The 24,151-nt window shown below is 71.1% G+C and carries 18 protein-coding genes and 1 pseudogene; 17 read left to right on the forward strand and 2 right to left on the reverse strand.

Going from position 1 to position 24,151, the window contains the following annotated elements; genetic code table 11:
- The 16 genes from asnB (at position 1) to ACWDEX_RS25195 (ending at position 20,920) form a co-directional block, all read left to right on the forward strand.
- Positions 1–1,929 (forward strand): asparagine synthase (glutamine-hydrolyzing), encoded by a 1,929-nt coding sequence (gene asnB, locus ACWDEX_RS25120; protein WP_450466190.1) that lies wholly within the window; start codon positions 1–3, stop codon positions 1,927–1,929.
- Between the two features lie 25 nt (positions 1,930–1,954).
- Positions 1,955–4,144, forward strand: coding sequence for a bi-domain-containing oxidoreductase (locus ACWDEX_RS25125; RefSeq protein WP_450466192.1), 2,190 nt, complete (start codon positions 1,955–1,957; stop codon positions 4,142–4,144).
- Complete coding sequence (locus ACWDEX_RS25130; protein ID WP_450466193.1) at positions 4,141–6,084, forward strand: alginate lyase family protein; 1,944 nt, start codon at positions 4,141–4,143, stop codon at positions 6,082–6,084. Before ACWDEX_RS25125 ends, ACWDEX_RS25130 begins: the two co-directional genes overlap by 4 nt.
- 208 nt (positions 6,085–6,292) lie before the next feature.
- Positions 6,293–7,825, forward strand: coding sequence for a right-handed parallel beta-helix repeat-containing protein (locus tag ACWDEX_RS25135; protein WP_450466195.1), 1,533 nt, complete (start codon positions 6,293–6,295; stop codon positions 7,823–7,825).
- A gap of 1 nt (position 7,826) precedes the next feature.
- The gene (locus ACWDEX_RS25140; RefSeq protein WP_450466196.1) at positions 7,827–9,059 is read left to right on the forward strand and encodes an O-antigen ligase domain-containing protein; all 1,233 of its coding nucleotides are present in this window, start codon (positions 7,827–7,829) and stop codon (positions 9,057–9,059) included.
- 2 nt (positions 9,060–9,061) lie between these two features.
- The gene (locus tag ACWDEX_RS25145; RefSeq protein ID WP_450466197.1) at positions 9,062–10,303 is read left to right on the forward strand and encodes a glycosyltransferase; all 1,242 of its coding nucleotides are present in this window, start codon (positions 9,062–9,064) and stop codon (positions 10,301–10,303) included.
- Positions 10,300–11,535, forward strand: coding sequence for a class I SAM-dependent methyltransferase (locus tag ACWDEX_RS25150; protein WP_450466199.1), 1,236 nt, complete (start codon positions 10,300–10,302; stop codon positions 11,533–11,535). Before ACWDEX_RS25145 ends, ACWDEX_RS25150 begins: the two co-directional genes overlap by 4 nt.
- Positions 11,532–12,359 carry a glucose-1-phosphate cytidylyltransferase gene (locus tag ACWDEX_RS25155; protein WP_450466200.1) on the forward strand — a complete coding sequence of 276 codons (828 nt, stop codon included), beginning with the start codon at positions 11,532–11,534 and terminating at the stop codon, positions 12,357–12,359. Before ACWDEX_RS25150 ends, ACWDEX_RS25155 begins: the two co-directional genes overlap by 4 nt.
- Positions 12,356–13,003, forward strand: a complete 648-nt coding sequence (locus ACWDEX_RS25160; RefSeq protein WP_450466201.1) for a PIG-L deacetylase family protein — start codon at positions 12,356–12,358, stop codon at positions 13,001–13,003. The genes ACWDEX_RS25155 and ACWDEX_RS25160 overlap by 4 nt, the downstream gene beginning before the upstream one ends.
- A 3-nt stretch (positions 13,004–13,006) precedes the next feature.
- Positions 13,007–14,032, forward strand: a complete 1,026-nt coding sequence (locus tag ACWDEX_RS25165; RefSeq protein ID WP_450466202.1) for an NAD-dependent epimerase/dehydratase family protein — start codon at positions 13,007–13,009, stop codon at positions 14,030–14,032.
- Positions 14,029–15,303, forward strand: a complete 1,275-nt coding sequence (locus ACWDEX_RS25170; RefSeq protein ID WP_450466203.1) for a DUF4910 domain-containing protein — start codon at positions 14,029–14,031, stop codon at positions 15,301–15,303. Before ACWDEX_RS25165 ends, ACWDEX_RS25170 begins: the two co-directional genes overlap by 4 nt.
- Before the next feature lie 5 nt (positions 15,304–15,308).
- Positions 15,309–16,601: a hypothetical protein gene (locus ACWDEX_RS25175; RefSeq protein ID WP_450466205.1), complete on the forward strand. Its 1,293-nt coding sequence runs from the start codon at positions 15,309–15,311 to the stop codon at positions 16,599–16,601.
- A gap of 177 nt (positions 16,602–16,778) precedes the next feature.
- Positions 16,779–17,726: a glycosyltransferase family 2 protein gene (locus tag ACWDEX_RS25180; protein ID WP_450466206.1), complete on the forward strand. Its 948-nt coding sequence runs from the start codon at positions 16,779–16,781 to the stop codon at positions 17,724–17,726.
- Positions 17,723–19,021 carry a polysaccharide pyruvyl transferase family protein gene (locus ACWDEX_RS25185; protein ID WP_450466207.1) on the forward strand — a complete coding sequence of 433 codons (1,299 nt, stop codon included), beginning with the start codon at positions 17,723–17,725 and terminating at the stop codon, positions 19,019–19,021. The genes ACWDEX_RS25180 and ACWDEX_RS25185 overlap by 4 nt, the downstream gene beginning before the upstream one ends.
- Entirely contained in the window at positions 19,018–19,569 is a 552-nt protein-coding gene (rfbC, locus tag ACWDEX_RS25190; protein WP_450466208.1) for a dTDP-4-dehydrorhamnose 3,5-epimerase, read from the forward strand. The genes ACWDEX_RS25185 and rfbC overlap by 4 nt, the downstream gene beginning before the upstream one ends.
- A gap of 7 nt (positions 19,570–19,576) precedes the next feature.
- On the forward strand, positions 19,577–20,920 hold the full coding sequence (locus ACWDEX_RS25195; RefSeq protein ID WP_450466210.1) for a glutamate-1-semialdehyde 2,1-aminomutase: 1,344 nt from the start codon (positions 19,577–19,579) through the stop codon (positions 20,918–20,920).
- 7 nt (positions 20,921–20,927) lie between these two features.
- Here ACWDEX_RS25195 and ACWDEX_RS25200 read toward each other — a convergent pair whose 3' ends face one another.
- Both ACWDEX_RS25200 and ACWDEX_RS25205 read right to left on the reverse strand, forming a co-directional pair.
- The gene (locus tag ACWDEX_RS25200; protein ID WP_450466212.1) at positions 20,928–21,584 is read right to left on the reverse strand and encodes a phosphatase PAP2 family protein; all 657 of its coding nucleotides are present in this window, start codon (positions 21,582–21,584) and stop codon (positions 20,928–20,930) included.
- 986 nt (positions 21,585–22,570) lie between these two features.
- Entirely contained in the window at positions 22,571–23,434 is an 864-nt protein-coding gene (locus ACWDEX_RS25205) for a phosphatidylinositol-specific phospholipase C/glycerophosphodiester phosphodiesterase family protein (protein ID WP_450466213.1), read from the reverse strand.
- A gap of 444 nt (positions 23,435–23,878) precedes the next feature.
- On the opposite strand from ACWDEX_RS25205, the pseudogene ACWDEX_RS25210 reads away from it, so the two are divergent.
- Positions 23,879–24,151, forward strand: a pseudogene (locus tag ACWDEX_RS25210) (alpha/beta hydrolase); the annotation flags it as partial.

A 24,151-nucleotide genomic window follows, 5' to 3' on the forward strand; every position in this document is an offset into this window, starting at 1 on the left:
ATGTGTGGCATCGCAGGCACGTACCGATGGCCGGACGGGAAGGTCGTGACGGACCGGCTCACCGATACCCTCGCCCACCGCGGTCCGGACGGGGCAGGCCGGTACAGCCACCCCGTCGGTGACGGCGAAGTGCACCTCGGGCACCGCCGGCTGGCCATCATCGACCTGTCCGAAACCGGCGCCCAGCCTATGGTCTCGGGCGGCCTCGCCCTGACGTACAACGGCGAGCTGTACAACGCGCCCGAGCTGCGTGCCGAACTGGCAGCCGCCGGTGTGCGCTTCCGCGGTACCTCCGACACCGAGGTGGTGCTCGAGGCCTGGCGGCGCTGGGGCACGGACTGCCTGCCCCGGCTGCGTGGCATGTTCGCGTTCGGGATCTTCGACGAGCGAACCGGTGAGCTGGTGCTCGCCCGTGACCAGCTCGGCATCAAGCCGCTGTTCCTGCTCCGGCGCGGTGCCGGCCTGGTGTTCGCCTCCGAGCTCAAGGCTCTCGCCGCCGCCACCGGCGGGTCACTGGAGGTGGACCATGCGGCGCTGGTGGCCTCGCTGCTGTACTACTGGGTGCCGGACTCGCGGTGCGCGTTCCGCGAGGCGGAGAAGCTGCCGCCGGGGAGCTGGCTCCGGTTCCGGCCCGACGGACGGGTGGAGCGCGGCCGGTACTGGAACCTCCGGGACGTCGCCGCCGAGGGCCGGGAGCGGGCCCGCAGCGGCGAACTGCCGGATCTCGCCGCCATCGTCGAGGAGTCGACCCGGCGCCACCTGCTCTCCGACGTCCCCGTGGCGACCTTCCTCTCCGGCGGGCTGGACTCCAGCTATCTGACCGCGCTGGCGGCCCGCGACCGGCCCGGGATCTCCGCCTACACGATCGGGTTCCGGGCCGAGGACGCCAGGTTCGAGGCGATGCCGGACGACCTGCGCTACGCCCGGCAGGTGGCCGAGCGATTCGGCGTCGACCTGCACGAGATCGAGATCGCGCCGAACGTGCTCGACCTGCTGCCGCAGATGACGTACCACCTGGACGAGCCGATCGGCGACCCCGCCGCGATCAACACGTTCCTGATCTGCTCGGCCGCCCGGGAGGCCGGGGTCAAGGTGATGCTCTCGGGGATGGGTGCCGACGAGCTGTTCGCCGGTTACCGCAAGCACCTGGCCAACCTGATCGCGCTGCGCTACCAGCGCGTCCCGCGGCCTCTGCGGCGCGGCCTGTCCAGGGCCGTGGACCGGCTGCCGGTCGCAACGAGCCGCCGGGGGTACCGATCGGTGCGCTTCGCGAAGCGGTTCCTGTCCTTCGCCGATCTGCCGGAGGAGACCGCGTTCCGGCGCAGCTACACCATGTACGACCGGGACGAGCTGCTCGCCCTGGTCGAACCGGACCTGGCCCAGGCGGTCGAGGACGTGCTGACCGAGCACGCGGACGTCTACCAGGACAACGACCTCGACGACTTCGTCAACCGCATGTGCCTGGGCGACGCCCGGATGTTCCTGCCGGGCCTGAACCTCACGTACACGGACCGGTCGAGCATGGCCGCGTCGACCGAGGTGCGAGTGCCGTACGTGGACGTCGAGGTGGTCAAGGCGGCGTTCGCCGTGCCCGGGGATCGCAAGATCGTCGGACGGCAGGGCAAGGCCGTCCTCAAGGAGGCGGCCGGCTCGGTCCTGCCCCGAGAGATCGTGTACCGGCCCAAGGGCCTGTTCAGCGCCCCGCTGCGCGCCTGGATGAGCCGGGATCTGGCACCACTGGTGCGCGAGGTGGTGCACGACGGCGTACTCGTCCGTTCCGGGTTCCTGCGCCGCGACGCGCTGGCGCGGCTCGTCGCCGAAGACGCCGCCGGGCAGCGGGACTTCTCCAAGCATCTGTGGCATGTGCTGACCCTTGAGTACTGGTATCGCGGCGCGACCTCTGGCTCCGGCCAGAGCCGGACGGCTTGACGGCGTAGAAACAAGAGGAGCTCGGGTGAAACAGGTTGTGCAGAACTACAAGAGTGGCGAGCTGGCGCTGCTCGACGTGCCAGAGCCGGGGTGCAAGCCGGGCGGTGTGCTGGTCCGGAGCTCCTACTCGCTGATCTCCACCGGGACCGAGCTCATGAAGGTGTCCGAGGCCAGCATGTCGATGCTGGGCAAGGCCCGCTCCCGGCCGGACCAGGTGGCCAAGGTCATGCAGAGCGTCGCCACCAACGGGGTGCCCGCCACCTACCGCAAGGTGATGGGCAAGCTGGACTCCTACACGCCGCTGGGCTACTCGCTGTGCGGGGTGGTCGAGCAGGTCGGCGCCGGGATCGACGACGTGAAGGTCGGTGACCTCGTGGCCTGCGCAGGAAACGAGCACGCGTTGCATGCCGAGCTGAACTGGGTGCCGAAGAACCTTTACGCCCCGGTGCCGGACGGCTTAGCGCCGCGGCACGCGGCCTTCGGCACCGTGGGGTCGATCGCCTTGCAGGGCGTCCGCCAGGGCGAGTCACGGCTCGGCGAAGTGGCGCTGGTCATCGGCCTCGGGCTGATCGGGCAGTTGGTGGTGCAGCTCCTCGCCGCCTCGGGAGTCCGCGTCGTCGGGGTCGACCCCGACTCGGCGCGCTGCGAGCTGGCGGAGCGGCTGGGTGCCGCGGCCTGCGGCGATCCGGCCTCCGCGGCCGTGGAGACCGCCGTCGCCGAACTGACCGGCGGTCACGGCGTGGACCAGGTGTATCTGGCGGCCGGCGGCGGCAGCAACCAGCCCGTCGAGCTGGCCGCGCGGCTGTGCCGGGACCGCGGCCGGGTCGTCGACATCGGCAAGTGCCGCCTGGACCTGCCGTGGAACGCCTACTACGAGAAAGAGCTCGACGTCCGGTTCTCCCGCTCGTACGGACCCGGGCGCTACGACCCCGAGTACGAGCTCGAGGGGCGGGACTACCCGATCGGCTATGTGCGCTGGACCGAGCGCCGCAACCTGGCATGCTTCCTCGATCTCATCGCCCGCGGCCGCGTCGATGTGGAGCCTCTGGTCTCCCACATCGCCGACTTCGACGACGCCGTCGATGCGTACCAGCGCCTGAAGGACGGCGAGCTCAAGGCCGTGGCTGTGCTGTTCCGCTACCCCGAAAAGGCGGGGGAAACGAAGGCCCCGGCACTGGCCGTGCCCGCGGTGAAGCGACGCAGCGGCGGAGCGCCCACCCCGGGCCGGGCCGCCAAGACGCCGGTGCGCCTTGCGTTCGTCGGCGCGGGAAACTACGCGACGTCGATGCTGCTGCCGCACCTGGCCCAGCGCGACGGCGTCGAGTTGTCGACCGTCGTCACCACGACGGCGCTGTCCGCGGCCAACGCGCAGCGGAAGTTCGGCTTCGCCGAGGCGACCACCGACCTCGACGCCGTTCTCGGCGACAAGTCCATCGACGCCGTGTTCGTGGTCACCCGGCACAGCTCGCACGCCGAACTGACCCGACAGGCGCTGCTGGCCGGCAAGGCGGTGTTCGTGGAGAAGCCGTTGGCGCTCACCGAGGACGAGCTGGCAGACGTGCTCGCGGCGGTGGAGGAGTCCGGCAACGACCGGCTGCAGGTGGGCTTCAACCGCCGGTTCGCACCGTTGCTGCGGGAGGCCGGGGGGCGGTTCGGTGCCCGGACCGGTCCGGCGAGCCTCCGCTACCTGGTCAACGCGGGCCGGTTGCAGCACGGTAGCTGGTACCTCCAACAAGGCACCGAGGGCTCGCGGTTCGCCGGCGAGGGCGGGCACTTCATCGACACGGCGAGCTGGCTGCTCGAGGCCGACCCGGTCTCGGTGTATGCGGTCGCCACGGCCGGCAACGAGGACCTGCAGGTCGTGCTGCGCTACCCGGACGGGTCCACCGCCACCATCAGTTACGTCACCACCGGCGCGCCCGGCTTCCCCAAGGAGACGCTGGACCTTGTCGCGGACGGCAAAGTGCTGCGGTTCGACGACTTCGTCCGTGCCGCTGTTTACGATGGCCGCCGCAAGCGGTGGGTCAGTTCGCGGCTGCCCAAGGCCCGGGACAAGGGCCAGTCCGCCGAGCTGGCCGCGTTCGTCAAGGCCGTGCGGACCGGCGGGCCGATGCCGGTGTCGCTGGAGTCGCTGGTCGCCACCACGTCGGCCACCCTCGCCGTGCAGGCGGGCCTGGCCGGCGGCGCGCCGGTGGGGTTGGCGAGGGCACGATGACCACGAGCGCGGGCTGGTACCTGCGGCGGCTGTCCCGGATGGGACCGCGGGAGGTCGGCGGCCGGGTGGGCGACGCGGTGCGCAGGCGGCTGTGGCGGTCGGCGCGGCCGGACTGCCCGAACGTGACCGGCGCCCGGTTCACCGCGGTACTGCCCGCAGGGACGATCGCCGCGGTGCCACCGGACGCCGTGAAACGTCTCATCGCCGAGGCGGACCGGCTGATGGCCGGGCACGCCGAGTTTTTCGGGGTGGACCGCGACGACCTGGCCGACCCGGACTGGTCGTACGACCCGAAGACCGGGCGCCGGGCTCCGTGGGGCTACGCCTTCGACGTGCCGTACCGGAACGAGGACGCGGTCGGGGACATCAAGCAGATCTGGGAGCTGTCCCGGCATCAGTACCTCACCGTGCTCGCCGCCGCCTACGCGATCACCGGGAACGAGCGGTACGCCGAGCGAGTGGCCGAGCACCTGCGTTCGTGGTGGGCGGCCAACGCGCCGCTGCGCGGAGTGCACTGGACCAGCGGCATCGAGCTGGGGATCCGGCTGCTGTCCTGGGTGTGGATCCGCCGACTGCTCGACGACTGGCCGGGCGTGGCCGAGCTGTTCGAGGACAACCCGGTGGCGCTCCACCAGATCTGGCACCACCAACGCTGGCTGGCCGCCTTCCCCAGCCGGGGGTCTTCGGCGAACAACCACATCATCGCCGAGGCCGCCGGGCAGTTCGCCGCAGCCTGCGCGTTCGGGTGGTTCCCCTCCTCGGCGCGCCTGCGAGCCGACGCGCTGCGGTCGCTGGAGCGGCACCTGCGAAGCAATACCTTCGTCTCCGGCCTCAACCGCGAACTGGCCACCGAATATCACGGACTCGTGCTGGAACTCGGCCTGGCCGCGGTGGCGGAGGCGGATGCCGCCGGCGTGCCGGTCCCCGCGTCGATCCGGCTGGTGCTGCTACGGATGACCGACGCGCTCGCGGCCATCGTGGACAGCCGGTTGAGGCCGCCGCGCCAGGGGGACGCGGACGACGGGCACGGTCTGGTCGTGGACGGCGCGGGCACCGACCGCTGGGCCTCGCTGCTGGCTACCGGCGACGCCGTGTTCGGATCTCTCGCCTGGTGGCCGGAAGTGACCGGCACCGATGTGCGCACCCCGCTGCTGGCCGCGCTCATCCGTCCCGCCGCACCGGCCGTGACCCGCCCGACAAGCCGACCGGCCCACTTCGCCGACGCGGGGCTCACCATCCTGCGCGGTCCGGCGGGGATCTGGTGCCGCTGCGACGGTGGTCCGCATGGCTTCCTGTCCATCGCCGCGCATGCCCACGCGGACGCGCTGTCCGTGGAAGTCCGGCACGACGGGGTCGACGTGCTCGCCGACCCGGGGACGTTCTGCTACCACGGGCAACCCGAGTGGCGGCAGTACTTCCGGTCGACCCTCGGTCACAACACCCTGCAGCTGGACGGCGATGACCAGTCCGTTTCCGGCGGCCCGTTCCTCTGGACCCGGCATGCCAGGAGCCGCGTCCTGACCGCGGACATATCCGAGCAGGGTGTGTCCCGCTGGCGCGCCGAGCACGACGGTTACCGGCACTCCGTGCACCGCCGGCAGGTGGAACTGGCCGCCTCAAGCCAGGAGTTGCGGGTGGTCGACGAGGTGCGCGGACCGCGCCGGGCCGTACGCCTGGCGTTCCATCTCGGCCCGGCGATCGCCGCGGACCTGGTGGGGAACCGGGCTGTGCTCACCTGGACCCGGGACGGCGAGGAACGCTCCGCGGTACTCGACCTGCCCGGGCAGCTGTGCTGGCGGGCGCATCGTGGCGAGACCGACCCGCCGCTGGGCTGGTACTCCGTCGGCTTCGGGCGCAAGGAACCCACCACAACGCTGGTCGGCACCGGTTCGGCCGACGGCGCGGAGGGGTTCACCACCGTACTCAGGTTCCGCGGCTAGGGGGCTTCTGATGGATCTCCGTGGAGAAAGGAGCGGCGTCCGGCACGCTCCCCCACCGGCGTGCCGGCCGGAAGCCCGCATACCGGGCGTACTTGGGCTTCCGGCCGGTGCGGTGAGTGGGGGTACCCCTTGCTCGAAGAGCTTTGGGGAGCGCGCAGGGCGTCGCGACGCCGCGGAGATCCGTCAGAAGCCCGCCAGGGGAGGACGCGTGGGGATCAAGTGGCGGCACTGGGCGTGGCCGGCGGCACCGCTGGCGCTGGCCCTGCTGGCGACGACCGGCTGTGAGAGCGATTCGGGCGCCTCGGCGAAGCCGACCCCTGCGCCATCCAAGTCCGGGGCCCGATCCGTGGCCCGGGTGTGCGCCAAGCCCACGGCCGGGCCGGCCAAGGCCCCGGCGGGCGCGGTGACGATCGACCCCGACGTGGTCGGTGACCTGGCTGCGAAGACCAAGAGCAACCCCCCGAACACCACGTTCTGGCTTCGACCGGGCAAGCACAGGCTCGAGCCGGACCGCTACGCCCAGGTCGTCCCCAAGGAGGGGGACCGCTACCTCGGCGCGCCAGGCGCGGTGCTCGACGGCCGGAAGACCAACGCGTACGCGTTCAGCGGTACCGCCCGCAACGTGACCATCCGCCACCTGACCGTGCAGCGATTCGTCGCGCCGCACGACGAGGGCGTGGTCAACCACGACATGGCCGACGGCTGGGTGATCGAGGACGCGAAGATCCAGTACAACTCCGGCGCCGGGCTGATGGCCGGTGCCCACCAGAAGGTCCGCGCCAGCTGCCTGCGCAACAACGGGCAATACGGAATGAATGCGTACAAGACCGGCAACTCCATCAGCGGCCTGGTGGTCGAGGGCAACGAGATCGTGGGCAACAACACCGGCGACTGGGAGCGGCGGCAGCCGGGCTGCGGGTGCACCGGAGGCGTCAAGTTCTGGGCCGTCAACGGCGCCGACATACGCGGCAACTGGGTGCACGACAACCGTGGAACCGCGTTGTGGGCGGACACCAACAACAACGATTTCCGCATCGAGAACAACGTGCTCGAGGCCAACGACGGTGCCGCGCTGATCTACGAGATCAGCTACAACGCGGTCATCCGGAACAACACGATCCGGCGGAACAACTGGGTCGAGGGCCGCAGGTCCGCCGACCGCGGCGACAACTTCCCGTTCGCGACCATCTACCTGTCCGAGGCCGGCGGCGAACCACGGGTCCGAGCCCGCACGGACAAGATCGAGGTCTACCGGAACGTGCTGGAGAACAACTGGAACGGGATCACCCTGTGGGAGAACGCCGACCGGTTCTGCAACAGCCCGGCCAACACCTCGTCCGGTGACTGCACATTGCTGGTGAAGGACAAGGACCGCTGCGCGAAGCCGGCGATCGCCACCGCACCGCTCTACGCCGACTGCCGGTGGAAGACCCAGCGGGTGGACATCCACGGCAACCGCTTCGTGCTGGACACATCCGTCGTCGGGTGCACGGAGAAGTGCGACCGGATGGCGGTGCTGGCCAATTACGGCACCTATCCGGCCTGGTCGCCGTACCAGGGCGACCGGGTGGCTCAGGCGATCACCCACAAGCAGCACAACCGCTGGCACGACAACGTCTACCGCGGACCGTGGAAGTTCGTCGCCCACGACCCGAGCCGGGTGCTCGACTCCGGGCAGTGGCAGGGCATGTCGTACCGGCAAGACGCGGGTAGCACCTTCGACCCACGGGCCGGAGGTTGAGATGGGCGGGGAACACACACCGAAGACCGTCGGGATCGTCTGGGCGTTGCTGGGCCTGAACACGCTCGGCTCCACCGGGGCGAAGACCATCGTCCCGCTGCCCCGCTCCCTCATCCAGTTGGCCACCATGGGCGCGCTGGTCGCCGCGTTCACGCTGGCGCTCGCGCTCAATCTCCGGCTGCGCATCAGAGCCAGCGCCTTCGTGTTCCTGCTGACCCTGCTGCTGGTGCCGACCGTGATCTCCAGCATGCACCTGGAGGCCGGGTTCGGCGCGCTGTTCCGCTGCGCCCGGCTGGCTCTCTTCGTCGGCACGCTGTGGCTGCTCAGCCGCTGGTGGGACGGCAGCCTGACGTTCGTCCGGTACCACATCCGGATGTACTTCGCGGTGCTCGCGTTGGTGGCCGTCGGCCTGGTCATCTCGCCGGGCGCGGCCATGCCCGACCTCTACGGCGGGCGGCTGGTCGGCGCGTTGTGGCCGCTCACCCCGCCGCAGATCGGACAGTACGCCGCGGTGATCACCGGGCTCACCGTGCTGCTCGTACTGGGCCGTCAGGTCGACAGGGCCAGCGCGACGGTGATCACCGTGTCGTCACTCGTGCTGCTCGCGTTGACCCACACCCGGACGGCCACGGTCGGCCTGCTCATCGGGTTGGCGTTGGCGATCGGCTCACTCGTCCTGACCAGCGCCGCCGCCCGCCGATTCTTCGCCTGGGCGGTGCTTGCCACCACGGTGGCCGCGGTTGCGCTCGCCTCCGCGCTACGGGCGTGGTTCCTGCGCGGACAGAGCCAGGAGAACTTCTCCAGCCTCACCGGCCGGGCCAAGGTCTGGGACGCCCTGCTGGCAGCGCCCCGGACGACCGGGGAGAAGTTGTTCGGCGTGGGCCTGGGCGACAAGTCGTTCGGCGGGCTGCCGATCGACAACAGCTGGCTGGCCGTCTACAACGAGCAGGGTCTGGTCGGTGTCACCATCGTGGCCGCGATGATCATCGTGCTGGGCGGCGTCGCGCTGTTGCGGCCACCGTCGCTGCCGAGGGCCTGCGCGATCTTCCTGATCAGTTACGTCGGGATCTCGTCGTACACCGAGGCCGGGCTGGGCGACGCCTCGCCGTATCTGCTGCATCTGGCCCTGGCCGCCTCGCTGCTGGCGGCACCCGCGGCGGCCACTCCCCCGATGACGCCCGAACTCCCTCGACGACGTATCCCGCGCTGGGCCCGGGATCGGAAGGTGGCCTGAGCATGCACGTCCTCGTGGTGCACAACCGCTACTCCTCGGCGCAGCCGAGCGGGGAGAACAGAGTCGTCGACCAGGAGGTGGCGCTGTTGCGCGCGGCCGGCCACCGGGTCGAGGTGTTCGAGCGGCGCAGCGACGACATCGCCGCCCGGTCCCTGCTGGGCAAGGCCGCGGTACCGCTGCTGGTGCCGTGGAATCCGGCGGTCCGCGCGGAGCTCACCGCCCGGCTGCGCACCGAGCGGCCCGACGTGGTGCACGTCCACAACGTCTTCCCGCTCCTGTCGCCCGCGGTGCTGGCCGCCTGCGCCGACGCCGACGTGCCCGCCGTAGCCACGCTGCACAACTACACCCAGGTCTGTCCGCCCGGCACGCTGCAGCGGGACGGACGGCTGTGCACCGAGTGCGTCGGGTCGGCGGCGCCGTTGCCCGCCGTCCGGCACGGCTGCTACCGGAGCTCCCGGCTGGCGACGGTGCCGCTCGCGGTCAGCCTGTCGGTCAACCGGCGGCGGTGGTGGTCCGGCGTGGAGCGATTCTTCTGCATCTCCGCGGCGCAGCGCGACGTCCTGGTGCGGTCCGGCATGCCGTCCGAGCGGCTGGCGGTGAAGCACAACTTCGTACCCGACCCGGCTGCCCGCCGGGCGGGCGACGGCGAGCAGTTGCTCTTTCTCGGCCGGCTCGCGGAAGCCAAGGGCGTGCGGCTGCTCATGGCCGCGTGGGATGAGATCGCCGCGGACGGCGGTGTGGGCGTACCGCTCGTGCTCGCCGGCTCGGGGCCGCTGGAGCAGGAGGTGACCGCCTGGGCGGCGGGCCGGGACGACGTGCGGTACGTCGGCCTGCTCGACCCGGCTCGGTGCGAGCAGGCCATCGCGCGGTCGGTCGCCGTGGTGGCTCCCTCGATCTCCCCGGAGACGTTCGGCCTGGTGGTCGCGGAGGCGATGGCAGCGGGGGTTCCGGCCGTCGCCGCCGGTCACGGCGCCTTCGTCGAACTCGTCGAGGACGGGGTGGCCGGGCTGCTCCACGAGCCGGGCGATCGCGCCTCGCTCGTGGAGTGCATGCGCCGGATCACGGCCGCACCGGACCGCAACCGGGAGATGGGCCAGGCGGCCCGGCGCCGTTACGAACAGGACTTCAGCCCGGCCGTCGGGCTGGAGCGCCTGGTGGAGGAGTACCGCACCGCGATCGCGGGTCGGTCAGCACTGGCTCGCGGTGGGGACACCCGCGCGAGCAGGGATGGGGGCAGTAGATGACACGATGCCGACTCTGCGGCTCGGCGGCGCTGACAAGCGTCGTCGACCTGGGGGCGACCCCGCCGTGCGAGAGCTTTCTCGCCGCGGACCAACTGGACCAGCCGGAACCGGCGTACCCGCTGCACCTGCGGGTCTGCACCGACTGTTGGCTCGCGCAGATCCCTCCGCTGATCACACCGGAGGAGACGTTCACGCAGTACGCGTACTTCTCCTCCTACTCGACCTCCTGGGTGGAGCACGCGCGCACGTTCGTCGCCGACGCCGTACAGCGCCTCGCTCTCGGCCCCGACGCCTTCGTGGTCGAGGTCGCGAGCAACGACGGGTACCTGCTGAAGCACATGGTGGACCGCGGGATCCGCTGCCTCGGCATCGAGCCGTCGGTGAACGTCGGCGCCGCGGCGCGGGACGCGGGTGTGCCCACGCTCACGGAGTTCCTGGACCCGGCCACCGGCTCGGCCGTCCGCGCCGAGCACGGCCCGGCGGACCTGGTCGTGGCCAACAACGTGTACGCGCACATCCCCGACGTGGTCGGGTTCACCCGGGGCCTGCGCGCCCTGGTCGCCGACGACGGCTGGGTCTCCATCGAGGTGCAGCACCTGCTGACCCTGATCGAGAAGAACCAGTACGACACGATCTACCACGAGCACTTCCAGTACTACACGGTCGCGTCCGCGGCCCGGGCGCTGGCGAGCGGCGGACTCGCACTCGTGGACGTCGAGTTGCTGCCCACGCACGGCGGCTCCATCCGGCTGTGGGCCCGGCCGACCGAGGTGGCCGGCGAGCCGACCCGGAGTGTGGCGGAAGTGCTGGACCGGGAGAAGGCCGCCGGTCTGCAGGAGCTGTCCGGGTACACCGAGTTCTCCGCTCGGGTGGCCAAGGTGCGCCGAGATCTCCTGCGGTTCCTCATCGAGGCGGCCGAGCGGGGCGAGACGGTCGTCGGCTACGGCGCCCCGGGCAAGGGCAACACCCTGCTCAACCACTGCGGCATCCGGCCCGACCTGCTCCCGTACACCGTCGACCGCAACCCCTACAAGCACGGCAGGTTCACCCCGGGCACCCGCATCCCGATCCTGCCGCCCGAGCAGATAGCCGCCGACAGACCGGACTACGTCCTCGTCCTGCCGTGGAATCTGCGGGCCGAGCTGGTCGAGCAACTGTCCTTCGTGCACGCATGGGGCGGCCGGCTGGTCTTTCCCATCCCGGAACTGAGCATTGTCGAGGTCAAGCCATGAAGGTCGTACTGTTCTGCGGCGGCTATGGGCTGCGGATGCGCAACGGAGCCTCCGACGACATGCCCAAGCCGATGGCGATGGTCGGCCCGCGGCCGCTGATCTGGCACGTCATGCGCTACTACGCGTACTTCGGGCACACGGAGTTCATCCTGTGTCTCGGATACGGGTCTCACCACATCAAGAACTTCTTCCTCAACTACGAGGAGACGACGTCCAACGACTTCGTGCTGCGCAAGGGGCAGACCGAGCTGCTGTCCACCGACATCGCGGACTGGACGATCACGTTCGCGCAGACCGGCATCGAGTCACCGATCGGGGAGCGGCTGCGCCGGGTGCGGCACCACCTGGACGGCGACGAGATGTTCCTCGCCAACTACGCCGACGTGCTCACCGACGCCCCGCTGCCGGAGATGATCGACCGGTTCGCCCGGCGGGACGCCGGTGCCTCGATGATGGTGGTGCCGCCGCAGTCCTCTTTCCACTGTGTGGATCTGGGTGATGACGGCCTGGTAGGAGGCATCACCGCGGTGAGTGAACTGCCGCTGTGGGAGAACGGCGGCTACTTCGTGCTCCGCCAGGAGGTCTTCGACCACATCCCGGAGAACGGGGACCTGGTCGCCGACGGATGCGCCCAACTGGCCAAGCGTGGACGGCTGGTGGCGCACCAGCACCGCGGTTTCTGGAAGCCGACCGACACCGTGAAGGAGCGGGCCGCACTCGACGCCGCCTACGCCCGGGGCGACCGCCCGTGGGCTGTGTGGGAACGGGACGGCTTCGGGGCGAGCAGGACCGGCAGCAGGGACGGCGCCGGAGCGAGGGCGTGATCCGGCTCGGGGCCGGGCCCCTGGACCGGATCGTCGCGATGGGCGCGCACTGCGACGACATCGCCATCGGCGCCGGCGGCACACTGCTGACGATGTGCCTCGCGCGGCCGGGCGTCCGTGTCGACGCGCTGGTGCTCTCCGGCGGTGGCAGCGAACGGGAGCAGGAGGAGCAGGCCGCGCTCGCCGCCTTCTGCCCGGGCGCCGACCTGCGGCTGACCGTGCTCAAGCTGCCGGACGGCCGGGTGCCCGCGCACTGGGAGGAGGCCAAGGCCGCGGTCGAGGAGCTGCGCGAGCGGACCGAGCCGGACCTCGTGCTGGCCCCGCGTACCGATGACGCACACCAGGACCACCGCGGCCTGGCGAAGCTGGTCACCACCGCGTTCCGCGACCACCTCGTGCTCGGCTACGAGATCGTCAAGTGGGACGGCGATCTGGGCCGCCCGACGGCATACCAGCCGCTGTCACCGGAGATCGCCGAACGGAAGGTGCGGCTGCTGCAGGAGCACTACCCCTCGCAACAGCACCGGCCCTGGTACGACCGGGAAGCCTTCCTCGGGCTGGCCCGGATCCGCGGCATCGAAAGCCACGCGCGCTACGCCGAGGCGTTCGCCGTCACCAAACTCACTCTCGACCTGGGGGAATGAACCTTGCGCGTTCTGCTGACCGGACATCAGGGCTACCTGGGCACCGTGATGGCCCCGGTCCTCGCCGCCGCCGGGCACGACGTCGTCGGCCTCGACGCCGGCCTGTTCGCCGACTGCGTGCTGGGCCCGCTGCCCGCGGATCCGCAGGGGCATCGGGTGGACCTGCGCGACGTCACGGCCGAACACGTGGCCGGGGTGGACGCCGTGATCCACCTGGCCGCGCTGTCCAACGACCCGCTGGGAGCGCTGGCGCCGGACCTCACCTACGACATCAACCACCACGCGTCCGTACGGCTGGCCCGGCTGGCCCGCGACGCCGGAGTGCGGCGCTTCCTGTACGCGTCGACCTGCTCGGTCTACGGCGCCGCCGGCGGCAGCGGCCTGGTGAACGAGGACGCCCCGCTGCGCCCGGTGACGCCGTACGCGGAGTCCAAGGTGCGGGTGGAGGACGACCTGCACGGGCTGTCCGACGGCGACTTCAGCCCGGTGTTCATGCGCAACGCCACCGCCTTCGGCTACTCACCCCGGCTGCGCGCCGACATCGTGCTGAACAACCTGGTGGGCCACGCGCTCCTGTCCGGCGAAGTACTGGTGCTCTCCGACGGCACACCCTGGCGCCCGCTGGTGCACGCCGCCGACATCGCACGGGCCTTCGCTGCCGCGCTGATCGCACCGCGGGAAGCGGTGCACGACCGGGCGTTCAACATCGGCAGCGAGGTCAACAACGTCACGGTCGCCGAGATCGCCGAGCAGGTCGCCGCCGCGGTGTCCGGCTCCAAGGTGGTGATCACCGGGGAGACCGGTGCCGATCCGCGGTCGTACCGGGTGGACTTCTCCCGGTTCCGCGCCGCGGTGCCCGGCTTCGACTGCGAGTGGACCGTGAAGCAGGGCGCGCTCGAACTCGCCGACGCCTACCGGAAACACGGGCTGACCCGGGAGGACTTCGAGCGACGCTTCACCCGGCTGGCCGTGCTGCGCGCGGCGTCCGACGCCGGCGCCGTCGACGACACCCTGCGGTGGCGCCGATGACCACGGTCGGCGAGCAGATGCACGCGCTGGTGGAGCGGCTGTACCCGCTGTGCCGGAGCATCACCGGCGACGGTGTGCGCGCCACCCTGAAGATCGTCGACGAGTACGTTCCGTTGCAGGTGCACGAGGTGCCGACCGGCACGCAGGTGCTCGACTGGACGGTGCCGCAGGAGTGGAACATCCGGGACGCGTACATCGCCGACACCGCCGGCAACCGGGTCGTCGACTTCGCCGCGTCCAGCCTGCACGTGCTCGGCTACAGCGTGCCGGTGTCGGCGACCATGCCGCTGGCCGAGCTGCGTGGACACCTGCACACCCTGCCGGACCACCCGACCTGGGTGCCGTACCGCACCAGCTACTACAAGCCGGAATGGGGGTTCTGCCTGGCGCAGGAGACCCTGGACGCGCTGCCGGACGGCGAGTACGAGGTGCGCATCGACTCCACACTCACCCATGGCCACCTCACCTACGCCGAGCACGTGGTCCCCGGGCAGGTCCCCGACGAGGTGATCGTCTCCTGTCACGTCTGCCACCCGTCGCTGGCCAACGACAACCTGGCCGGCATCGCGGTGGCGACGTTCCTGGCCCGGGCGCTGGCTCAGGAGACGCCGTACTACACCTACCGGTTCATCTTCGCGCCCGGCACCATCGGGGCCATCACCTGGCTGGCCCGCAACGCTGAGCGGATCGAGCAGGTCAAGCACGGCCTCGTGCTGGCGTGCGCCGGCGATGCGGGCCGACTGACGTACAAGCAGAGCAGGCGCGGCGACGCGGAGATCGACCGGGTGCTGCGGCACGTGCTGACCGTTTCCGAACGCCCGCACCGGATAGCCGAGTTCGCCCCGTACGGCTACGACGAGCGGCAGTTCTGCTCGCCCGGGTTCGACCTCGGCGTGGGCTCGCTCAGCCGGACCCCGTACGCCGGCTACCCCGAATACCACACCTCGGCGGACGACTTGGACTTCGTCTCCCCGGAGGCCATGGCGGACACCCTCGCCGTCTGCCGCGAGGCGTTCGCCGTGCTGGACCGGAACCGGAGGTACGTCAACCTCAGCCCGTACGGCGAACCGCAGCTGGGTCGACGCGGGTTGTACGACTCGCTCGGCGGCCGCAGCGACGCGAAGCAGGCCCAGATGGCGATGCTCTGGGTGCTCAGCCTCTCCGACGGCGAGCACAGTCTGCTGGACATCGCCGGGCGGTCCGGGCTGCCGTTCGACACCGTCGCCGCCGCGGCCGGCGCCCTGGAGGGCGCCGGGCTGATCAAGGCGTGACGCCGATGGCCACCGAGCGGCAGACACCGGGGACGACGGGGGCCGGGGCCCGGCATGCCCGGCCGTCCGCCAGGCGGGCCCTGGCCGGCCGGCTGTCCTGGGGCCTGGTCGACCAGGCGGTGTGCAGCCTGAACAACTTCGCGGTGGGGGCTTATGTGGCCCGTTCGCTGGGGACGGTCGCGTTCGGCGTGTTCACCCTGGCCTGGGTGACCTACGGCGTGGTCCTCAACGTCTCCCGCGGACTGGCCACCGACCCGCTCGTAGTGCGCTTCAGCGGCGTGCCCACCGCGTCCTGGCGCGCGGCGGCGGCCCGCGCGACGGGTACGGCGCTCGGCGTCGGCGGTGCCCTCGGCGCGGCGTGCCTGGTGATCGGGCTGGGCCTCGGCGGCCGGGTGGGATCCGCGTTCGCCGCGCTCGGCGTGGTGCTGCCGGGGCTGCTGCTGCAGGACGCCTGGCGGTACTCCTTCTTCGCCGCCGGCGCCGGGCGGAAGGCGGTCGTCAATGACGTCCTGGCGAGCGTCACGATCGTCCCGCTCCTCGTGCTGGCGGCCCGTACGGGCAGCGTGGCCGCTTTCGTACTCGCCTGGGGCGGGGCCGCCGCAGTGGCCGCGGTGTACGGCTGTCTCCAGTCCCGCATCCGGCCCCGGCTGGCCGCGGCGCGCCGGTGGATGCGCGAGCAGCGCGACCTCGGCTACCGGTACCTGGTCGAGAACGTCAGCCTCAGCGGCTCGTCCCAGCTACGGGCGTACGGGATCGGCGCGATCGTCGGGGTCAGCGCGGTGGGTGTGATCCGGGGCGCCGAGCTCCTGATGGGCCCGTTCCTCGCTGTGCTGATGGGTCTCTCGCTGGTCACCGTCCCGGAGGCGGCACGGGTGCTGCGGCAGGCCCCGCACCGGCTGCGCACGTTCTGCCTCCTGCTGGGCTGCGGTCTCGCCGCCACCGCGCTGCTCTGGGGCGCGGCACTGCTGCTGGTGCCGGACTGGGCCGGTGAGCATCTGCTCGGCCAGGTCTGGCGCCCTGCCTCGGAGCTCATCTTGCCGGCCTCGCTCGGTGTCGCGGGCGCCGGCCTCGGCATCGGTGCGGCGGCCGGCTTGCGCGCGCTCGCCGCGGCCCGGCGCAGCCTGCGCTGCCAGCTCTTCGCCTCCGCCTGCTATCTCGGCGGCGGGCTCGGCGGGGCGGCCGTGGCCGGCACCGTCGGCGCCTCCTGGGGCGCCGCCACCGCGAACATCTGCGCCTCGGCCGTGTGGTGGCTGCAGTTGCGGTCCGCCCTGCGCGAGCGCCACCGAGGGGGTGCCTGATGGATCTCCGCGGGGAAGGAACAGCGTCCGGTGCGTGCTCTCGGCGTGCCGGCCGGAAGACCTCGTACTGGGCGTACTCGGGCTTTCGGCCGGTGCGGCGAGAGTGCGTGCCGGGCGCTGCGACGCCGCGGAGATCCATCCGGCACCCCTTGACACCATCCGCGAAGTGAGGAAGCCATGACCCCCCATCCCCGGCTGAGTATCGGCCTGCCCGTGTACAACGGCGAGGAGTACCTCGGCGAGGCACTCGACGCCCTGCTCGGCCAGACCTACGAGGATTTCGAGCTGGTCATATCCGACAACGCCTCGACCGACGGGACCCGCGACATCTGCCGCAAGTACGCCGAGCAGGATTCACGCATCCGGTACATACGGCTGACCCGGAACATCGGCGCCGCACCCAACCACAACTATGTGTTCACCGAGTGCCAAGGCGAACTGTTCAAGTGGGCCTCGCACGACGACCTTTACGCCCGGGACCTGCTGCGGCGCTGCGTCGAGGCGCTGGACGAGCGGCCGGACATCGTCCTCGCGCACAGCGGCCAAGCGGTCATCGACGGCGACGGCCAGGTGAAGGTCCCCTACGAGTACGGTCTCGCCACAGACTCACCGCACGCGCCGGAGCGCTTCCGCAGCATGCTGTTCGAGCCCGGCGGCGACGACTTCTACGGAGTGATGCGGGCCGACGTGCTGCGCCGGGTGAAGCCGCACGACAGCTACCACCACGCGGACCGCACGTTCGTCGCCGAGATCGGCCTGCACGGGCCCTTCCACCAAGTGCCGGAGCTTTTGTACTTCCGCCGTGACCACCCCACCCGCGCCGAGCGGGCGAACCCTTCCAAGCGCTCCCGGTGCGTCAACCTGGACCCGCGCCGGGCAGGGCTGCTGCACCCGACGCCGCGGCTGCTCGCCGAGTACGTCTGGGGCTTTGTTGCGGCGATCCGGCGGGCGCCGTTGTCCACGGCCGACCGGCGCGCCTGCTACCGCCACCTGGCCGCATGGATGGCCAGCCGGGCCCGGCCGGGCGCGGGCGAGCGGGTCGAGGACCGCGCCCCGGTCGACCCGGGCCGACTCACGGTCTCCGTCGACGCCCTCGTCGCCGGCCGTGAGGGGAGGCAGGCATGACGTCCGCGAACAGAACTCCGGTACGCGTCGGGGTGTTCGGCCTGCTCGGCGCCGGTAACTACGGCAACGACGGGTCGCTCGAGGCCATGCTCGGGTACCTGCGCGCTGAGCACCCCGAAGCCGTCGTGGACGCGTTGTGCGGCGGACCCGAGGTCGTCGCGACCCGGTACGGGATTCCCGCGACGCGGCTGAACTGGTACCGCGGGGAGTACCGGACCGCGTCGAGTGCGGGCGCGATCGCGGGGAAGTGCCTGGGCAAACTCGTCGACGTCGTCCGCACCGCCGCCTGGGTGCGTCGGCACGACGTGGTGATCGTGCCGGGCACGGGTGTCCTGGAGACCACGCTGCCGCTGCGGCCCTGGGGTTTCCCGTACTCGCTGTTCCTGCTCTGCGCGAGCGGCCGGCTGCTCCGCACCCGGGTCGCGCTGGTCAGCGTCGGCGCCTCCGAGGTCGGCCACCGGGCGACCCGAGCCCTGGTGCGCTGGTCGGCGCGGCTGGCCACGTACCGGTCGTTCCGGGGCGCCGTGTCCCGCGACGCGATCCGGGCGATGGGCGTGGACACCGCGAGCGACGAGGTCTATCCGGACCTCACGTTCGCCCTGCCGACGCCGTCGTCCCCCAAGCTCTCGGCTTCTCCCCCACCCTTCGGCCGGGAGAGGCCCCAAGAGCAGGGAGGTACCCCCATCGCGCCCTCGGGCTCGCCGGGCACGGTCTGTGTCGGTGTGATGGACTTCCACGGCGGCAACGACGACCGCGCCCGGGCCGAGGAAATCCACCGGCGCTACCTCGACGGGACGACCCGGTTCGTCCGCGCGCTGGTCGAGGACGGCAGGCCGGTCCGTCTGCTCACCGGGGACGAGCTCGACATGCCGGTGGCCGCCGCGATCATCGACGCGGTGGACTCACCGCTGGTCACCGCTGCCGAGGCGGCCTCGCTGGCCGACCTGATGAAGGAGATGGCGGCTGCCGACACCGTGGTGGCGACCCGATACCACAACCTGGTCTGCGCGCTGAAGGTCGGTACGCCGACGCTCGCACTCAGCTATTCGTCGAAGAGCGACGCGCTCATGGCTCAAATGGGCCTGGGCGTGTACTGCCACCCGGCCCGCGAGGTCGACGCCGACCGGCTGCTGGAGCAGTTCCGGACGCTGGAGCAGCGATCGGCCGAACTGCGGCAGACCCTCACCGAGCGGAACCTGGCCGCCACCCGGCAACTCGAGCACCAGTTCACCGCCTTGACCACGGCCCTGTTCCCGGCGACCGACCGCGCCCACGCCCTGCGGGAGGCTCCATGAAGGCGACCGAAGTCCCGACGATCGCCGGCGCATACCTGTTCGAGCCGACGCCGTATGCCGACGAGCGCGGCTTCTTCTGTCGCACCTTCGACGCCGACGTGGTCCGCTCGGTGGGCCTCGACCCGGCCGCCTTCGTCCAGGACAGCATGTCCCGTTCGGCCCGGGGCGTGCTGCGCGGCCTGCACCTGCGCTCCGGTGCAGGCGAGGCCAAGCTGGTGCGGTGCTCGTACGGGAGGGTCTTCGACGTCGTCGTGGACCTGCGGACGGACTCGCCGACGTACCGCAACCGGGCCTTCTTCGAGCTGTCCGGCGAGACGCAGACGACCCTGTACATCCCGGCAGGATGCGCGCACGGCTTCCAGGCGCTGACCGACACCGCCGACACCTCGTACCGGATCGACCGCCCGCACGATCCGGCCGAGGACGTGACGATCGCCTTCGACGACCCGGAGCTCGCCATTCCCTGGCCGCTGCCGGTCACATCGATGTCCCAGCGCGACCGGGAGGCGCCGAGCCTCGCCGAGGTCCTGAAGCAAAGAGAGAAGTGAGGTCGGCGTGGACACCGAACACACCGAGGAGACCGAGGAGTTCTCCCTGCCCCGGTCGCGGCTGGCGAACGAGCGGCTGCACGCCCTGATTCCCGGGGGCGCGCACACCTACGCCAAGGGTGACGACCAGTACCCTGACAACCTGGCCCCGGTCATCAGCCACGGCCGCGGTGCACACGTGTGGGACATCGACGACAATCGCTACATCGAGTACGGCTCCGGCCTGCGGTCGGTCAGCCTCGGCCACGCTCACCCACGCGTGATCGAGGCGGCGCGGCGGGAACTCGACCGCGGTAGCAACTTCGTCCGGCCGTCCGTCCTGGAGGTCGAGGCCGCGGAACGCTTCCTGGCCACTGTGCCGACCGCGGAGATGGTGAAGTTCGCGAAGAACGGTTCCGACGTCACCACCGCCGCGGTGCGCCTCGCCCGCGCCGTCACCGGGCGCCCGCGGGTGGCCATCTGCGGCGACCATCCGTTCTACTCCGTCGACGACTGGTTCATCGGCACCACGCCGATGTCCGCCGGTGTCCCGGCGGCGACCACCGAGCTCACCGTGGCGTTCCCGTACGGGGACCTGGCCGCCACGGAGGAACTGCTCAGCCGGTACCAGGACGAGGTCGCCTGCCTGATCCTCGAACCCGCCACCCACACCGAGCCTCCACCCGGGTACCTCGCCGGCCTGCGCGAGCTGGCCGACCGGCACGGCTGCGTACTGATCTTCGATGAGATGATCACTGGCCTCCGCTGGTCCGAGGCAGGCGCCCAGGGCCTGTACGGCGTCGTCCCCGACCTCTCCACCTTCGGCAAGGCGCTGGGCAACGGGTTCGCCGTCTCCGCGCTGGCCGGGCGCCGCGATCTGATGGAGCGGGGCGGGCTGCGTCACTCCGGCGACCGGGTGTTCCTGCTGTCCACCACGCATGGTGCGGAAACTCACTCGCTGGCCGCCGCGATGGCCGTGCTCACCACCTACGTCGAGGAGGGCGTCACCGCGCGGCTGCACGCCCTCGGCGAGCGGTTGGCCGCCGGTGTCCGCGACGCCGCGGCCAGCATGGGCGTCGGCGAGCACGTCGTCGTCCGGGGCCGGGCCAGCAACCTGGTCTTCGCCACTCTCGACGAGAACCGGCAGCCCTCGCAGGAGTACCGCACCCTGTTCCTGCGCCGGCTCCTCGCGGGCGGGGTGCTGGCCCCGTCGTTCGTGGTGAGCAGCGCGCTCGACGACGCCGACATCGACCGTACCGTCGACACAGTGGCCGAGGCATGCGCGGTGTACCGGAAGGCGCTGGACGCCGGTGACCCCACCCCCTGGCTGGCCGGGCGACCGGTGAAGCCCGTGTTCCGCCGTTTGGCGTGACGTGACATCAGCGGCGCTCCTGCCGGCCGGCGTCAGCCATCCAGTCGACCAGCCACGCGGTCGCCGGTGTCACCGCCAGCGCGGTGCACCAGCCGCCGAGGGCGTCGGTCGGGTAGTGCGCTCCCAGAGCGACCTGCGCCCAGCCCATGGCGGCGCCGGCAACCAGCGCCGAGGCGAGCACGAGCAACGTGCCGGCCGTCCTGCCGAGGCTGAGGCGGCCGACCACGACCAGCGCCACCATGAGGGCGAGCGCGGTGAGGAAGGCGGTGTGCCCGCTCGGGTAGGACAGGTGTGCGCCGTGGATGGTGCGTCCCGCCAGCGGCTTGATCAGACTCGTCGTCCCCACGGTCAGGCCCGCGCCGGCAACGATGAGCACCGCTGCGCGAGGTCGCCGAAGCAGCAGGCAACCCGTCACGACGGCCACGACCAGCATCGCCGCTCCGTCGGGCTCCCCCAGGAAGTCGGTGGCCTGAGCGACGTGCCGCCACGGTGGCCGCACTCCCTCCACCGCCGACTGGATCCGCGCGTCAACCCTGCCGGGCCCGCTGTGGCCGGCGTACAGGACCCCGAGTGTGACGACCATCAGCGTGGCGAGGGCCGCGATCAGCCCGAGCCACGCGCGCAGCGATGGGGGCAGCACCGCGGGCGTCGGTCGGCCGGTCACACGCCCCCCGCGCCCGGTCGTCCTGCGGTCGTTTGCCGTGGTCCCACCAACGAGCCCCCCGGTCGTGCGTGATGTGGCCCGCGCGGGAGCCATCAGTCTGTGCGGCCCCGAACTCCCCAGCCCGTCCTTCACCCTGGCCAAGGGCATCGGAATCAGTCTCTGCTTGCCACCCTAACCAAACAATGCGGTCGCGGAAAACCGCCGTCGGACAGTCGTCGTGCCCACCTAGGCCGTCCGGAGGCACCCGGATGGTGATCCGACGGATTACCGCGGACGATGATGCCGGAGCCTCCGGGCAGTGCTGGGTTTCCTGGGGCTGCGGGGGTCGGAAATCCGCGACGCACCGCGAGGGTACGTGCCGCAGGAATTCGGCAGAGGCTTTCTCGGAGGGCTCTCGCCCCGTTCAGTGCCTTGGTGACGGTAGAAGGAGGCAACCCCGTGAGTCCCAGCACACGGGCGGCTGCCTCCCGGCCCGCCGCGATCACATGTCCGGGCGGGGCGAAGTCGGGCTCGCCGAGGGTGAGGTCGACGATGCGGCGGCCCTGCGCGCGATACTCAGCCGCGCACCGTGCCATCTCCAGGATGGGCGATCCCACGGGTGCGACCAAGCGACCGGTCACCGCGCATCCCTTCCGAAGGAGAACGGCAGCTGTGTACGACCGGTGGTCACCTCGTGCCGCAGACGCAGTTGTCCCCGGGCACCGGGTATCGAAGAAGGCATGAAGACAGACTGATGTAATCGCGCAGAGCACTACAACCATTACATGGCAGGCTCGGGGGCATCGCACTCGTCCGGTACGAGCGATGACAGCTCGGCCATGAGTGCGGTGTTGCCGACCAGGACTTGCCCGTCTTCGTCGCGCAGGGCGATGGCCAGGCTGTCCGGCGGTGTCAGCGCTCCGGCTCCAGCCGTATCCAGCCGATTCGGCTGGATACGGAGGTGTCGGAGCGCCGCGGTGAGATGGCTCCCGACACGACGTGAGGGCTTACGCCTTGTCGTGGGCGTCGAGGAACGCTTCGAGGCCGGTCAGGTCGTCGGTGTTCAGGAAGTCAACACCGGCGGCGAGCAGTTCACCCCAGAGCGCGTCCCGGGCCGGGCCCGGCTGGTCCGGCGTGGCCCAGAAGCGAACCTGCTGTCCGCGCGCGTGGGCGGCGGAGACGATGCCGCGCAGCTTGTCCCGCTCGGCGGCGGGCATCGGGCCGTCGCCCTGCCAGGTGAAGTTCAGGGTCCAGTTGTCGCTGATCAGCGAAGTGAATGTGGCCGGGGTCGACGTGCCGAGGTCGGGCAGTCGCCCGTCGTAGAAGGCGTGACGAACCTGCTGGGCCTCCATCGGGCCGCGGGCGGCACGGTCGCCCGAGATGACGGCCGTCAGGGCGGCGGGGCGCACCTTGCCGTGCGCGTACGTGGTGAACAGGTGCCGATAGCGCTGGAGGTGGCGGTCGAGTTCGAGGTACGTCGACGAGCCCTCCGTCTTGATGTCGATGAGGAGCTGCAGGGGTTCGCGCCAGCCGCGGTAGACGGAGCCGTGGTTGGCCTTGATGCGCTGCGCCAGTGGTTCGAGGTAAAGCGATTCGAGGGTGCGGGAGGGGTCGAGGTCCACCGGATCGTGGGCGACGAGCAGCTGCCCGCCGACGAGGTAGATGTCGGCCTCGACGCTGCCGAAACGGTGGTCCAGCGCGTCGAAGAGGGGCCGGGTGTGCTCGTAGTCGTTGTGCGCGTGGGCATGGCGCAGCGGACGGGGGCCACGGCCGCGCTCGCTCGCCTGCGCGTACGCGGCAGGGGCGGCGACAGCGCCGACAAGGGCGGCGCCGAGGGCGGTGAGGGCTCTGCGGCGGGTGGTGTGGAGCATGCTCTGCCTCCCTGGAGTGCCATTTGTGACGCCAATGAGTATGCGGGCCTACGCGCTACAAAGGGGGTGCGTGGAATCGGAGTTGGCCGGATCGACTACGCCGGTTCACTTCTGCGGACGGCGTTGTCGACCAGTCAGTCGGTGAGTGGGTTTTATCAGCGCGCAGGAAACGTGACGGGTGAGCGACGGTTGAGGGGCCTTCCTCGGCGCGGGAGACGTCGCCCGTCTCCGCCAGATGGTCGTACGCCTCGGCCTGCAATGGCAGAGCTTCGTCGACCAGGCCGGCGGTTAGCGCGCGCTCAGCCAAGGACATCAGTCGGCACCCGCGTTCGACTACTGTTCGAATGGAGTGCAAGGGGCCTGGGCGGCCCGGCGGGTAACGGAACTCACCCGCACGGGCTCGCGTCCCGAGCGTCCCGCCCCGTACAGCCACACGCTGGGGGCATGCCGAAGCCTCCCCGGATCCGCGCCACGGCCCTGACCACCGCCACCCTTCTGCCCGCGCTCATCACCGGCTGCGCCCGTGACCCCGGTCTCACGCAAGGGGGTCCGCTGGGGCAGATGCTGGCCTGGAAGGACTGTCCGGTGCCACCCCAGTCGGAGGGCGGCGGCAGCGCCCCCGCACCGCTGCCGAACAACGGCCGGTGGCAGTGCGCGACCATGAAGGCACCCCTGAACTGGAACGCCCCTGAGAGCGGCACCATCGACATCGCTCTG

It is taken from the genome of Streptomyces sp. NPDC001020 (assembly GCF_053599115.1).